The organism is Ruegeria sp. YTSC192 (assembly GCF_059609705.1).
Map to the genome: position 1 here is coordinate 50,587 of NZ_JBXWMG010000002.1, position 13,068 is coordinate 63,654.

General features: G+C 60.3%; 13 protein-coding genes. 10 read left to right on the forward strand and 3 right to left on the reverse strand.

From position 1 onward, the window contains the following. Nucleotides 1–80 precede the first annotated feature (80 nt). From AC2FD8_RS03460 to dusB, 3 genes are read right to left on the reverse strand one after another with little or no spacing between them, the layout of a single operon-like run. On the reverse strand, nucleotides 81–1,448 hold the full coding sequence (locus AC2FD8_RS03460) for a response regulator (RefSeq protein WP_496854049.1): 1,368 nt from the start codon (nucleotides 1,446–1,448) through the stop codon (nucleotides 81–83). Further along, nucleotides 1,448–2,536, reverse strand: a complete 1,089-nt coding sequence (locus AC2FD8_RS03465) for a two-component system sensor histidine kinase NtrB (protein WP_496854050.1) — start codon at nucleotides 2,534–2,536, stop codon at nucleotides 1,448–1,450. Before AC2FD8_RS03465 ends, AC2FD8_RS03460 begins: the two co-directional genes overlap by 1 nt. Then, nucleotides 2,533–3,516 carry a tRNA dihydrouridine synthase DusB gene (gene dusB / locus AC2FD8_RS03470; RefSeq protein ID WP_496874284.1) on the reverse strand — a complete coding sequence of 328 codons (984 nt, stop codon included), beginning with the start codon at nucleotides 3,514–3,516 and terminating at the stop codon, nucleotides 2,533–2,535. Before dusB ends, AC2FD8_RS03465 begins: the two co-directional genes overlap by 4 nt. 182 nt (nucleotides 3,517–3,698) lie before the next feature. On the opposite strand from dusB, the gene AC2FD8_RS03475 reads away from it, so the two are divergent. The 10 genes from AC2FD8_RS03475 (at nucleotide 3,699) to AC2FD8_RS03520 (ending at nucleotide 13,066) form a co-directional block, all read left to right on the forward strand. Then, on the forward strand, nucleotides 3,699–4,829 hold the full coding sequence (locus AC2FD8_RS03475) for a bifunctional 2-C-methyl-D-erythritol 4-phosphate cytidylyltransferase/2-C-methyl-D-erythritol 2,4-cyclodiphosphate synthase (protein ID WP_496854052.1): 1,131 nt from the start codon (nucleotides 3,699–3,701) through the stop codon (nucleotides 4,827–4,829). Next, a complete protein-coding gene (locus AC2FD8_RS03480; protein ID WP_496854053.1) occupies nucleotides 4,826–5,323 on the forward strand; it encodes a phosphatidylglycerophosphatase A family protein in 498 nt (165 codons plus the stop codon). The genes AC2FD8_RS03475 and AC2FD8_RS03480 overlap by 4 nt, the downstream gene beginning before the upstream one ends. Continuing rightward, the gene (locus tag AC2FD8_RS03485; RefSeq protein ID WP_496854054.1) at nucleotides 5,320–5,796 is read left to right on the forward strand and encodes a CinA family protein; all 477 of its coding nucleotides are present in this window, start codon (nucleotides 5,320–5,322) and stop codon (nucleotides 5,794–5,796) included. The genes AC2FD8_RS03480 and AC2FD8_RS03485 overlap by 4 nt, the downstream gene beginning before the upstream one ends. Before the next feature lie 577 nt (nucleotides 5,797–6,373). Then, nucleotides 6,374–7,051 (forward strand): orotate phosphoribosyltransferase, encoded by a 678-nt coding sequence (locus tag AC2FD8_RS03490; RefSeq protein ID WP_496854055.1) that lies wholly within the window; start codon nucleotides 6,374–6,376, stop codon nucleotides 7,049–7,051. A 201-nt stretch (nucleotides 7,052–7,252) separates the two neighbouring features. Continuing rightward, nucleotides 7,253–8,743 carry a replicative DNA helicase gene (locus AC2FD8_RS03495; protein ID WP_496854056.1) on the forward strand — a complete coding sequence of 497 codons (1,491 nt, stop codon included), beginning with the start codon at nucleotides 7,253–7,255 and terminating at the stop codon, nucleotides 8,741–8,743. Between the two features lie 106 nt (nucleotides 8,744–8,849). Further along, nucleotides 8,850–9,893 (forward strand): Hint domain-containing protein, encoded by a 1,044-nt coding sequence (locus AC2FD8_RS03500; protein WP_496854057.1) that lies wholly within the window; start codon nucleotides 8,850–8,852, stop codon nucleotides 9,891–9,893. Between the two features lie 224 nt (nucleotides 9,894–10,117). Then, the gene (alr, locus tag AC2FD8_RS03505; RefSeq protein WP_496854058.1) at nucleotides 10,118–11,152 is read left to right on the forward strand and encodes an alanine racemase; all 1,035 of its coding nucleotides are present in this window, start codon (nucleotides 10,118–10,120) and stop codon (nucleotides 11,150–11,152) included. Next, nucleotides 11,149–11,931, forward strand: a complete 783-nt coding sequence (locus AC2FD8_RS03510; RefSeq protein ID WP_496854059.1) for an MlaE family ABC transporter permease — start codon at nucleotides 11,149–11,151, stop codon at nucleotides 11,929–11,931. Before alr ends, AC2FD8_RS03510 begins: the two co-directional genes overlap by 4 nt. Next, nucleotides 11,928–12,674, forward strand: coding sequence for an ABC transporter ATP-binding protein (locus AC2FD8_RS03515; RefSeq protein WP_170466619.1), 747 nt, complete (start codon nucleotides 11,928–11,930; stop codon nucleotides 12,672–12,674). Before AC2FD8_RS03510 ends, AC2FD8_RS03515 begins: the two co-directional genes overlap by 4 nt. Further along, a complete protein-coding gene (locus AC2FD8_RS03520) occupies nucleotides 12,674–13,066 on the forward strand; it encodes a hypothetical protein (protein ID WP_496854060.1) in 393 nt (130 codons plus the stop codon). The genes AC2FD8_RS03515 and AC2FD8_RS03520 overlap by 1 nt, the downstream gene beginning before the upstream one ends. Nucleotides 13,067–13,068: the final 2 nt, after the last annotated feature.

Below are 13,068 nucleotides of genomic sequence, written 5' to 3' on the forward strand. Positions count from 1 at the left end.
GTGCCGCTTTCGCAGCGAACCGCCATATCTCGTGGTCTATTGCCGGGCGATACCCGGATGCCACGCTTTGTGTGGCGATATTACATCAGTTTGCGACGGCGTGTCACCTGAATATCGAGGTCAGTGATCTTTTTTCGCAGCGTATTTCGGTTAATCCCAAGTAAATCCGCGCATTTTGCCTGGTTTCCACCGGTTGCTTCCAGTGCGATTTCGATCAGGGGGGCCTCAACCTCGCGTAGAATACGCTGATAAAGGCCCGGAGGCGGCAACATATTGCCATGCAGATCGAAATATCGACGCAGGTGGCGTTCGACCGATGTTGCCAGCTTTTCACGCTCGCCCCCACCCAGAACGGGCTCAGCCTCGGGCTGGCTGCCCAGAACCATCTCGACCTCGGCTTTCGAGATCTCATCGGACCGGCTGGTCAGGCTGAGCCTGCGGATCGCGTTTTCCAACTGCCGCACATTGCCCGGCCAGGAATAGCGCCGGACCAGTTCAACCGCATCAGCACTGAGCCAGCGTTTCGACCCAAGGTCCTTTTCCTCACGGGCCAGAAAATGCTCGGCCAGCAGGGTGATGTCATCCACCCGCTCGCGCAGAGCCGGGACGTGAATGGTGGCGCCGCACAGGCGGTAGTACAGGTCCTGACGGATACGACCGTCTTCCATCCCGGCTGTCATATCCGTTTGGCTGGTCGCCATGAACCGGGGCACGTGGTCGCCCGGAGTATCCATCATCCTTACGATCCGGGCCTGAATCTCGTCGTCGATATCGGCAATCTCATCAATCAACAACGTCCCGCCACGCACCCGCGCCATGACCCGTGCAGGCCCTTCGAGGTCGCGCAGATCGGCGGCCGTTGCCGTCACAAACGGCAAGGTCCGACGGTCCGAGAAGTCGTGAATAGCCCGCGCGATCAGAGACTTACCGGTTCCACTTTCACCAGAAATCATAACCGAGAGATCGGTGTTCATCACCCGCGCCACCAGACGATAAAGCGACTGCATCACCGGGGTACGCCCGACCAGAGGTAGCTCATCCGGGCGTTCACTTTCCTGGGGTTCGGGATCGCTCTGCAGGCGCTGCTTCTGCTCCAAGGCACGCGCCGTCCGCTTCATCAGGTCCGGCAGGTCAAACGGCTTGGGCAGGTAATCGTAAGCATCCGCCTCGGCCGCCTGGATAGCGGTCATGATCGTGTTCTGAGCCGAGATTACGATCACCGGCAAGCCCGGCCGGTCCTCAGCGATCTTTGGCAGCATTTCCAAGCCGTTACCGTCCGGCATGACCACGTCCGAGATCACCACGTCCCCTTTGCCTTCGCCAACCCAGCGCATCAGCGTGGTCAGCGAGGATGTGGCATGCACCTTACATCCGGCGCGCGTCAGAGCCTGCGTCAGAACGGTGCGGATCGTGCGGTCGTCATCCGCGACCAGAACGGTGCCATCCATCAGATACTCTCCTCTTTCGATTTTTTATTTTCAGCCGGCGCACGGCGTAGCGACAATTTGAAAACGGTCCGCCCCGGAACGGAATCAACGGAAATCCAGCCGTCATGGTCCGAGACGATCTTGCTGACCAAGGCCAGCCCCAACCCTGTCCCGTTTTCCTTGCCCGAGACAAAGGGGTCAAAGATGTCACTGCGGATTTTCTCAGGCAGGCCCGGACCGTCGTCAATGATCTCGATCTGCAGCGGCAGCGAATGTCCCGATCCATCGCTGCGACGCAGGCGGAAGGAATGCTCGAAATAGGTACGCAGGCGGATTGTACCGCCCTGCGGACCCGCCGCCTCAGAGGCGTTTTTCAACAGGTTCAGAACAACTTGCAGAAGTTGGTCCGGGTCCCCAAAGGCCAGTGGCAGCGATGGGTCATAGTCCTCGACAATGGCCATATCCGCGCCGAAGCCCAACAGGGCCGAACGGCGGGCGCGGTCCAGGACATCGTGGATATTGACCGGCTTGAAATCGGGTTGCTGCAGGTTCCCGAACTGCTCGACCTGCTCCAACAACTTCACAATCCGGCGACTTTCAGCAACGATAAGATCTGTAAGTTCAAGGTCTTGCGGCGCGATATTCATGCTCAGCAATTGTGCGGCGCCCGTGATCCCCGCCAGTGGGTTCTTGATCTCATGCGCCAGCATTTCGGCCATTCCGATGGCGGATTGCGCAGCGGACTTGACCGTATTCCCCCGCGTCATACGCCCCGCCAATTCGCGCGGGGATATGATCATGATCATCGAGCCGGGGTGACCCACCAGTGGCGCAATCTGTAAGGCACATTGCTGCGGCGCACGGTTCCCGGACCCTGCATCCACATCGTTAACGAACAATGGCGTGCCCTGCTCGCGCGCGCGGTCAAAAGCTTCCTCTAGCGGAGCGTCAACGGCGATCTGATCCCAGACGGGGTGGCCGATCACCGACTTACGCGAGGCGTTCAGAAACCCCTCGCCCGAGGAGTTCACATCCGCAATCCGGTCGTTCTGGTCGATAATGAAGGCTGGAACGGGTAGCGAGTTCCAGATGCTCTGATCTGAAGTCATGCCGCCACTCCTTGCTGAAACTCCAGCGCATCGCCCAACAGGCGCAGCACCTCATCCGTATCGCGCGAGGTCAGGACCGCGCGACGCAGAGGCGCGGGTGTTCCGGCTTCATCCATGTACCAGCCCAGATGTTTGCGAGCGACGCGGAGACCAAGGTCAGTACCGTAAAAGCCCAACATCGCCTGATAATGCGCGCGCACCATGTCAATCAGTTCCGCGCTTTCGGGGATCTGCGGCGCGTCGGTGCCATAGACCTCATGGCAGATCTGGGCCAGCAACCACGGCTTGCCCTGCGCCCCTCGGCCAACCATGACGCCATCCGCGCCCGATTGCTTCAGCGCGGTGTGGGCCGTATGCGTATCCACGATGTCCCCATTGGCGATGACAGGGATCGAGACCGCCTCCTTCACCGCTCGGATCGCCTGCCAATCGGCGTGGCCTTTGTAAAACTGGCAACGTGTTCGCCCGTGGATCGTGACCATCTGAATGCCCGCCCCCTCGGCCCGGCGCGCTACGTCTGGGGCATTCAGCAGTGCATCATCCCATCCTAGCCGCGTTTTGAGCGTCACGGGGACATCGACGGCCTCAACCACGGCCTCGATCAAACTCAGGGCGTGGTCCGGTGTCTTAAGCAAGGCCGAACCGGAATAACCGTTCGTCACCTTCTTGGCAGGACAGCCCATGTTGATATCGATTACGCGCGCGCCACGATCTGCCACCTGACGGGCAGCCTCGGCCATCCAATGTGCCTCTCGCCCAGCAAGTTGAACCGCGGTGTTCTCTACATCGGCCGACAGCTCGGCCCGTTCGCGCACGCCGGGTTTGGCCTGCACCATTTCCTGACTGGCGACCATTTCACTGACCACCATGCCCGCGCCAAAACGCATCACCAGATCGCGGAACGGGCGATCCGTGATTCCAGCCATGGGGGCCAGCAAGACAGGCGGAGATACAGTTTTATCGGCGAGGTGCAGCGTCAACGTGCTTAATCCTTGGGCAATTGCGGATTTGATATCTAATTCGGAGCATATGAACAACAAAACGACGACCATCAAGCCTGCAAAATCATCACTTGCCTATTTTTTAATCACATTACCATGGGTGATTGCCTCTGCATTCACCGCCCCCTAAACAAAGCGCAGCATTCCGGAGAGACCAGACCATGACCACAGCCGCCATAATCGTTGCCGCAGGGCGCGGATTGCGCGCCGGAGGCGGCACGCCCAAGCAGTGGCGCGCGCTGGCCAGTCGTCGCGTGGCGGATTGGACGATCGACCGATTTCGCGGCCTTGTCGATCACATCGTTTTGGTCTTGTCCGAAGAAGACACCCCGGCTTGGGAGGAGTTTCGCGAGACCGGGCTGATACTGGCCGCAGGTGGCGCAGATCGGGCAGGTTCGGTTCGTAACGGGTTGCAGGCATTGGAAAATCACCAAGTGAGCCGTGTTTTGATCCACGACGTGGCACGACCCTGTGTCTCGGCACATCTCATTCAGAACGTCCTGAACGCTCTGGACACTCACCAGGCCGCAGCCCCCGGATTACCCGTCACAGACGCGCTTTGGATCGGGCATGAAGGCTCGGTTTCTGGGACGCAGGACCGCAACAACCTGTTCGCAGCGCAGACCCCTCAGGGGTTTCACTACGATGCCATCGTTAAAGCGCATGCCACGCATCCCGGTGGCGCTGCCGATGATGTACAAGTCGCACGGGCCGCAGGTCTTGAGGTTTGCATTGTGCCGGGCGATGCGGACAATTTGAAAATCACCCGCCCCGAGGATTTCGAGCGGGCGGAACGGATAATGGGAACGACTATGGATGTGAGGCTGGGCAATGGCTATGACGTGCATCGTTTTGGCGAAGGCGATCATGTGATCCTCTGCGGTGTGAAAGTCCCGCATGAGCGTGGGCTGCAAGGGCATTCCGACGCGGATGTCGGCATGCATGCGGTCACCGACGCGATTTACGGCGCGTTGGCGCAAGGGGATATCGGCCAGCACTTCCCGCCCTCGGACCCGCAATGGAAAGGCGCGGCAAGCGAGATCTTCCTGCGCCATGCGGTCGAGCTGGCCGAGGCAATGGGCTACCGCATCTCGAACGTCGATTGTACGTTGGTCTGCGAATACCCCAAAGTCGGCCCTCATGCCCCAAAGATGAAGGAAGAAATGTCTAAAATCATGGGATTGCGCGCCGATCAGGTCTCGGTCAAGGCCACCACGTCCGAGCGTCTGGGCTTTACCGGCCGTAGCGAAGGCATCGCGTCGCTCGCCACTGCCTGTCTGGTGAAAGCATGAGTGTCGCGCGTCTGATCGGAACCGTTTGCGGCGTTGGATATCTGCGCCCTGCCCCTGGCACATGGGGATCGTTTGCGGCCTTGCCTCTGGCATGGGTCCTGCACGTACTGGGCGGCTTCCCCCTACTCGTGCTTGCGACGCTCGTCGTGTTCATCGCGGGGCTCTGGGCCACCAAGGTGATGACCGCCGGGCAAGAGGATCACGACCCGTCCGAGATCGTGGTCGATGAGGTCGCGGGCCAGTTCATCGCGCTCTGGGCCATTTCCTACCCAAGCTGGGCGCATGGGATCGAGATCACCGCGCTCTGGCCCGGTTGGGTCGCGGGGTTCGTGCTGTTCCGGCTGTTCGACATCACCAAACCCGGCCCCGTCGGCTGGGCCGATCGCAAAGGAGACGCGATGGGCGTGATGCTGGACGATGTGATCGCCGGGGTTTTTGCGGCCATCGGTGTGATGGTTCTGGCAGGGATCGCGCACGGAGTGCTGGGCCTGTGACCGTATCCGAACTGCTGGACCAAGCCAAAGCACAAGGTATCATGATCGCAACCGCAGAAAGCTGCACAGGTGGCATGGTGGCCGCTGCTTTGACCGACATCCCCGGCAGCTCGGCCGTAGTGGACCGCGGGTTCGTCACCTACACCAACGAGGCCAAACAGCAGATGCTTGGGGTGCGCAGCGCAACGCTGGACGCCTATGGCGCGGTCTCGGAACAGGTCGCACGGGAAATGGCCGACGGTGCGTTGCGCCAATCGCGCGCTCAATTGGCCGTTTCGATCACCGGCATCGCCGGCCCCGGAGGGTCGGAGTTCAAACCCGAAGGTCGGGTGTGCTTTGGTTTGGCCGCCGAGGGGCAGCCGACACATGTCGAAACCGTCGAATTCGGCGCCCTCGGCCGCGATAAGGTTCGGTGTGCAGCGCGTGACCATGCACTGCGTCTGCTGGTCCGCGCCCTTTCCGAAAGCGCCTAAATTTTCAGCACCCGCACCGAAGGACGCCGAATTTGCAATCAGTTGCAAAAAGGCTGTCAAAACAGGCAACTTCTGTCGCTCTGCCTCTTTTTTCTTCGATCTGCGGTGGTTTCAGTAAACACACCCCCTCGCAAAGCGCCGGTCCGTTTCGAGGTACTTCGGACCGGCGCAGCCTTTTAGGGACAAGGTGTTCGGCAAGGTCTCCGCGCTGATATCTTCTGAAACCTTGACGCAATCGCAACGACTTACCTTAATTTAGCTCCGATGTGCGGCGCAGCGAACCAATCCAATGATCGCGATTCCCTTGCGGCAAGCACTGCAATTCCATCACTCAGACGGCTGCACTCGTCACCCCGCCCGGCGTAAACGCCGGGATCGGAACAAACGGGCATGTGTCCAGCCTTCCATTGGACCCAGCCCATGACATGCGTAGCCAGGCCCATCTTGGCTGCCCATCGTCAGCAGGGGCCAAAGCGGGCCTGTCGCGGGTCCGCTTTTTCTTTTTTTGGCCCTCTCGACTCCGGGCCGATGGACAGGCTATCAGCCCGCAACACCCATCAGCCTTGAGGTTTGCGCCATGATCCCCAGTTCCTTTCCCGACAGCACAGAAATCGCCCGCCTTACCGCGCGCATGCTGCTGGAGATCAAAGCCGTGCATTTCAACGCGCGCGAACCCTTCACCTTGGCATCCGGCCTGCCCAGCCCGACCTATATCGACTGCCGCAAGCTGATCTCATACCCGCGCATCCGCTCGACCCTCATGGATTTCCTGACCGTCACCGTGATGCGCGAAGCGGGTTTTGAGGCGTTCGACAACATCGCGGGCGGGGAAACAGCTGGCATCCCGTTCGCCGCCATGGTGGCCGAGCGGATGGCGCTGCCCATGACCTATGTGCGCAAGAAGCCCAAAGGTTACGGTCGCAACGCCCGCATCGAAGGCGCGATGAGCGAAGGTGAACGTGTGCTGCTGGTCGAGGATCTGACCACCGATGGCGGCTCGAAGTTGTCCTTTGTGGATGCGATCCGCGATACGGGCGCGACCTGCGGCCATACCGCAGTGATCTTCTACTATGGCATCTTCCCCGAGACCGAGAAGACCCTCGGCGATCACGGCGTGAAGCTGCATTCGCTGTGTACATGGTGGGATGTTTTGGCCGAGGCCAAGGCGCAAAAGACCTTTGATGAAGAGACCCTTAACGGTGTCGAAGCCTTTCTGAACGACCCGCGCGGGTGGCAGGAAGCAAACAAAAGCTGACGTTGCGAAATCTGTTTTCCAAGCGGAAACAGTGACTGCCAAGCGGGCTTAATCCGCACAATATGTTGACGTCCGGTCCCATCATGCTTCAAGATGATGGGGTCCGGAGATATTCACAGCATATCCCCAGAAAACATACAATTTGCCCCGACTCGCAGGGCTAAGCTATGGACTTTGTCCCAAGGGACGGTGAGAGCAGCAATGAACGAGATCAGCAGTATCGAACAGGCAGCGGCGCAGATTCAAAACGCCGAAACCATGCCGCATTCCATTGAGGCCGAACAGCAGCTTCTGGGTGCCATTCTGACCAATAACGACCTCTATGACCGGGTGGCTTCGATCATCGGGCCCGAGCATTTCTATGACCCGGTGCATGCCCGCATCTACGAGGTCGCTTCGACCCGTATCGCCAAAAACGCGCTGGCGTCGCCCGTCACGCTTAAATCCTTCATGGCCGAAGATGAGGGCCTGAAGGAACTGGGTGGTCCGGCCTATCTGGTCAAGCTGGCCGGGGCCTCCATCAGCGCCTTCGCGGTACATGACTATGCCCAGATGATCTATGACCTCGCCATCCGGCGCGAACTGATCCGGCTGGGGCGCGACATCTCGGACAAAGCCGCGCGCGTCGATGTCAGCAGCGAGCCGAAAGAACAGATCGTCGAAGCCGAGCAGCAGCTTTACCAGTTGTCCGAGCAGGGCCAGACCGAACAAGGGTTTCAATCCTTCCTCAAGGCGGTCACAGAAGCCGTCAACGTCACCAACGAAGCGTACCAGCGCGGTGGCGGCATGGCGGGGATATCCACCGGTCTGGCCGATCTGGACAAACAATTGGGCGGGTTGCACCCGTCGGACCTGATCATTCTGGCCGGGCGTCCGTCGATGGGGAAAACCTCGCTTGCGACCAACGTGGCGTTCAACGTGGCCAAGGCCTACAAGCGCGGGCTGAAACCCGATGGCAGCGAAGGCGCGATTGATGGCGGCGTGGTCGGGTTCTTCTCGCTTGAGATGAGCGCCGAGCAACTGGCGGGCCGGGTTCTGGCCGAAGCCTCGGAAATCTCCAGCCACAAGATCCGTCAGGGTGACATGACCGAGGCCGAGTTCCGCCGCTTCGTCGATGCCGCCAAGGAACTTGAGGCCTGCCCTCTGTTCATTGACGACACGCCCGCCCTGCCGATCTCGCAACTGGCGGCGCGTGCGCGCCGGTTGAAGCGGACGCACGGGCTGGACCTGCTGGTGATCGACTATCTGCAGCTGTGCCGGGGCATGGCTGAAAACCGCGTCAACGAGATTGCCGAGATTTCCATGGGCATGAAGGCCATCGCCAAAGAGCTCAACATCCCGGTCATCGCCTTGTCGCAGCTGTCGCGTCAGGTGGAAAACCGCGACGATAAACGCCCGCAACTGTCTGACCTGCGGGAATCGGGTTCGATCGAACAGGATGCGGACGTGGTGATGTTCGTGTTCCGCGAGGAATATTATAAAGAACGCGAAAAGCCCGGCGATCACGAGCTGGACAAGATGGAAGACTGGAAGCAGGCCATGGAACGCCTGCATGGCAAGGCCGAAGTCATCGTCGGCAAGCAGCGCCATGGTCCCATCGGCACGGTCGAGCTGTCCTTCGAGGCGCAGTTCACCCGCTTTGGCAATCTGGTCAAGCCTTGGCAGCAGAGCGGCGAAATCGAAGGTTACTAAAAGTCACCATAAATCTTCAAATTGCCGATTTTGAATGCCAATCGTCGTGTGTTAGTATGTACTGAATGACGGCACGTACTGCCGGATTTCAGCAAGGCCAACGTCATTGCCCGCAATCATCTCGGAAATACGATACAGAAACGGGCCGAATTTTGCGCCGGACGGGGATTTCATCGAAATTCGCGTTCCGACCGGTACGGATGTCTCGGGCCTGAGGGTTCAGGTTTACAACGCCAACGGCTCGGTTCGAAGCTCCACGGATGTCGACACTGCGCCGGTGAACACGGTCAGCGGTTTCGACTACTACGTGGTCTCGGCCCGTATCAATCGGCTGGGTGCAGTGTCTCTGGACGACAACGGCACAGTGCTGAGCTTTGTGTCCTTCGACAGTCAGGTCACCGCCACACAAGGCGCGGCCAGCGGGCAGACCTCGACCCAGATCGGCAGCAATGGGACAGATGACACCTCGTCCCTCACGTCGACTGACGGGGTGAATTTCGTCGAGAACCCCAACCCAAGCCCCGGCGCGCCCTGTTTCACTGCGGGCACGTTGATCGGCACCCCACGAGGCAATGTTCCCGTTGAAGCACTGCGCGCCGGCGATCAGGTTTTGACCGAAAGTGGCTTGCCCGAGACGCTGCGCCTGACCCTGTCGCGCACTCTGAACCGGGCCGAGATGTTAAAGACCCCGCGCCTGTTTCCTGTTCGCATTGTCGCGGGGGCGCTTGGACAGTCGCTGCCGAAACGCGATCTTCTGGTCTCGCGCCAGCACCGGATGCTGATCCGATCCCCTATTGCGCGACGCATGTTCGGAACTGAATCTGTTCTGATTTCGGCCATTCAACTGACCCGAATGCCCGGCGTTTTCATCGACACCACCGTATCGCAGGTGACCTATCACCACCTTGTGTTCGCCCGCCACGTTGTTCTGTTTGCCGAAGACGCCCCCAGCGAAAGCCTGTTTACCGGCCCGCAGGCGCTGCAATCCATGGATGAAGCCTCACGCGAGGAGTTGATGCTGCTTTTCCCAGAGCTCGCCCTCTTTGCCGCCCCACGGCCCGCCCGCTATATTCCAAGCAACAAACACCAGCGCAAATTGGTGACCCGGCATCTCAACAACAACAAACCCCTGCTCGACGAGCGGCGATAAGACTGCCCGCCGACGTGGTCCGCTCTGAACGATCCGCCGGGCCAGAGGCCTTTGATCTCTATCGCTGCACAGTCCCACGACGCGCCTCGTTGCGGCTACGCCCCCTCAATCCTTGCCAAATCGCTGCGGCAGATGGCCGTATGCCGCCTATCTTGCGGGTTTTCCTGCCGAGCTATGTACGATCCCCTCTTGACCTGACCCGATCCAGTGTCATGAACAGCATCATGAGTACCGCACGTTTGACCATCAATCTTCAGGCGCTTGCCAGCAACTGGCGGGCGCTAGACGCGAAAACGGATGTCGAAACCGGCGCCGTTGTGAAAGCTGACGGCTATGGCCTGGGGGCCGAACCCGTGGCCGCAACTTTGGCCGAGGAGGGCGTTCGCAAGTTCTTTGTGGCCGCGGCCGAAGAAGGCGCCGCCGTCCGCCGCGCCGTCGGGCCGGGGCCGATGGTCGCCGTATTCGCGGGCCATATGGAAGGCGATACCCAGCTGCTGCGCGATCACGACCTGACACCACTGCTGAACTCGGGCGCGCAATTCCAACGCCATCAACAGGCCCTGCCCGGCCACAGCTTTGGCATCCAACTGGACAGCGGCATGAACCGACTGGGGCTGGAGCCCGCCGACTGGGCCGAGTTGCGCCCGCAGGCCGAAGCCCTGAACCCGGCGGTTGTGATGTCTCATCTGGCCTGCGCGGACGAGCCGGACCATCCAATGAACCGCCAACAGCTGGCCGCGTTTCGCGGGATGACCGAAGGCACGACCGCGCCACGGTCTCTGGCAGCCACGGGCGGCATCATGATGGGGCCTGAATTCCACTTTGACTTCTGCCGCCCCGGCATCGGCCTTTATGGCGGAATGCCCTTTGCCGAGGCTAAGCCCGTCGTCACCGTCGATCTGCCGGTCGTGCAGGTGCGTGACGTCGCGGTCGGAGAAACCGTAGGCTATGGCAACAGCTGGACAGCACGCCGCCCGTCGAAGATCGCCACCGTCACAGCTGGATACGCCGACGGCCTGCACCGGGCTATCGGCGGCGGTATTGACGCCTTTGCAGGCAATCAACCTTGCCCGGTCGTCGGTCGCATCTCGATGGACCTGATCACCATCGACGTCACCGATCTGGGCTTTGAACCCGAAAAACTGCGCATCCTGAACGGACATCAGACCGTCGATGATCTGGCCGAGGCCGCCGGCACCATTGGTTATGAGATCCTGACCGCCATGGGCAGTCGCTACTCCCGAGGGTATGTGGAATGAACCCGCTGTCTCTGCTGGGTGGGCTGGGCCGCGCCGTCTTGAGCCTGCTGGCCGCATTTGGGCGCGTGACCCTGTTCGGTCTCGACGCCCTGTCCCACATCCTGCGCCCGCCTTATTATCCGCGCGAGATCGCGTTGGCATTGCTGAATATCGGCTGGCTGTCGCTGCCCGTGGTCGGCCTGACCGCCATCTTCACCGGAGGCGCGCTTGCCCTGCAGATCTATGCAGGCGGCGCGCGGTTCAATGCCGAGGCGGTGGTCCCTCAGATCGTTGCCATCGGCATGGTACGAGAGCTTGGCCCGGTTCTGGTCGGCCTGATGATCGCGGCCCGCGTGACCTCCTCCATCGCGGCCGAGATCGCCACGATGAAAGTGACCGAGCAGATTGACGCGCTGGTCACCCTGTCGACCCATCCGATGAAATATCTGACCGCCCCGCGTGTTCTGGCGGCGCTGATCACGGTGCCAATTCTTGTCGGTATCGGGGACATCATCGGCATCATGGGCGGCTATACGGTGGCGACACAGAACCTCGGGTTCAACCCGGCTGCTTATCTGCAAAACACGGTCAACTTCCTTGAAACCCGCGACATCGTCTCATCCCTGGTCAAAGGCGCCGCCTTCGGCCTGATCGCCGCCATCATGGGCTGCTACTACGGCATGAACTCGGGCCGGGGCGCACAGGGTGTGGGTCGCGCCACCAAAGGCTCGGTCGAGGCCGCCGCCGTGCTGATCCTCGCCGCCAACTTCGTTCTGACAGGAGTGTTCTTCTCGCTATGATCCGGATGGAGAACGTCAAAAAGTCCTTTGATGACAACCACGTGCTGCAAGGCATGAACCTTGAGATTCCCAAGGGCACCTCGATGGTGATCATCGGCGGGTCCGGCACGGGCAAATCGGTTGCGCTGAAATGTATCCTTGGCCTGATCAAGCCCGACAGCGGCATGATCTATGTTGACGGCAAGGACGCCAGCAAAGGCGACCGAGACGCGTTTCTGGCGCGCTTTGGCATGTTGTTTCAGGGCGCCGCCCTGTTTGACTCGCTACCCGTCTGGCAGAACGTGGCCTTCCGCCTGCTGCGCGGCTCGCTGAAACGCCCCACGGATGAGGCGCGCGAGATCGCCATCGAGAAACTCCGCCGCGTGGGCCTGAAATCCAACGTCGCCGACCGCTTTCCGTCCGAGCTGTCGGGCGGGATGCAGAAACGCGTGGGCCTTGCCCGCGCCATCGCCGCCGAGCCCGAGATCATCTTTTTCGACGAGCCCACCACGGGCCTCGACCCGATCATGTCCGGCGTCATCAACGACCTGATCCGAGAGATCGTGACCGAGATGGGCGCAACCGCCATGACCATCACCCACGACATGACCTCCGTCCGCGCAATTGCCGACAACGTGGCGATGCTGCATGACGGGGTGATCCAGTGGACCGGGCCTGTGGGTCAGATGGATGCCTCGGGCGATCCGTATCTGGAGCAGTTCATCAGCGGGAGCGCAGAGGGGCCGATTGAGGCGGTGCGGTGATGGGCAGCATAGGCCTGATTATAGACCAATTGCTGTTTTCGTATTTTCTATCAGTCGCAATCGCTTGGTTCATTGTTCACTTCATCGGCGAAAAGTCAGGCGTGCGCAGATCAATTGGAATGGAAGTGGTCTTCTTCCCTGTTATTCTCGCTGCGCTGTACGGCCTTCTTCCCGGCGTCGTTTTTGCCGCAATCATGTCAATGGTGTTTGACGTTGCAGGTCCGATATCTAACCTTTCAGTGATGGCCGGTTCCATCGTTTCAGGGGTAATTCTGCATCGAAAACTGCGATCGACCGTATCCCAAAAGCGGCAGTCTGACCTCCTGATCGCTTCGGTCTTTGTGATCTATTCTGTTGGTACAGTGCTTACCGTAACGAGCATGAATGCCTAAGT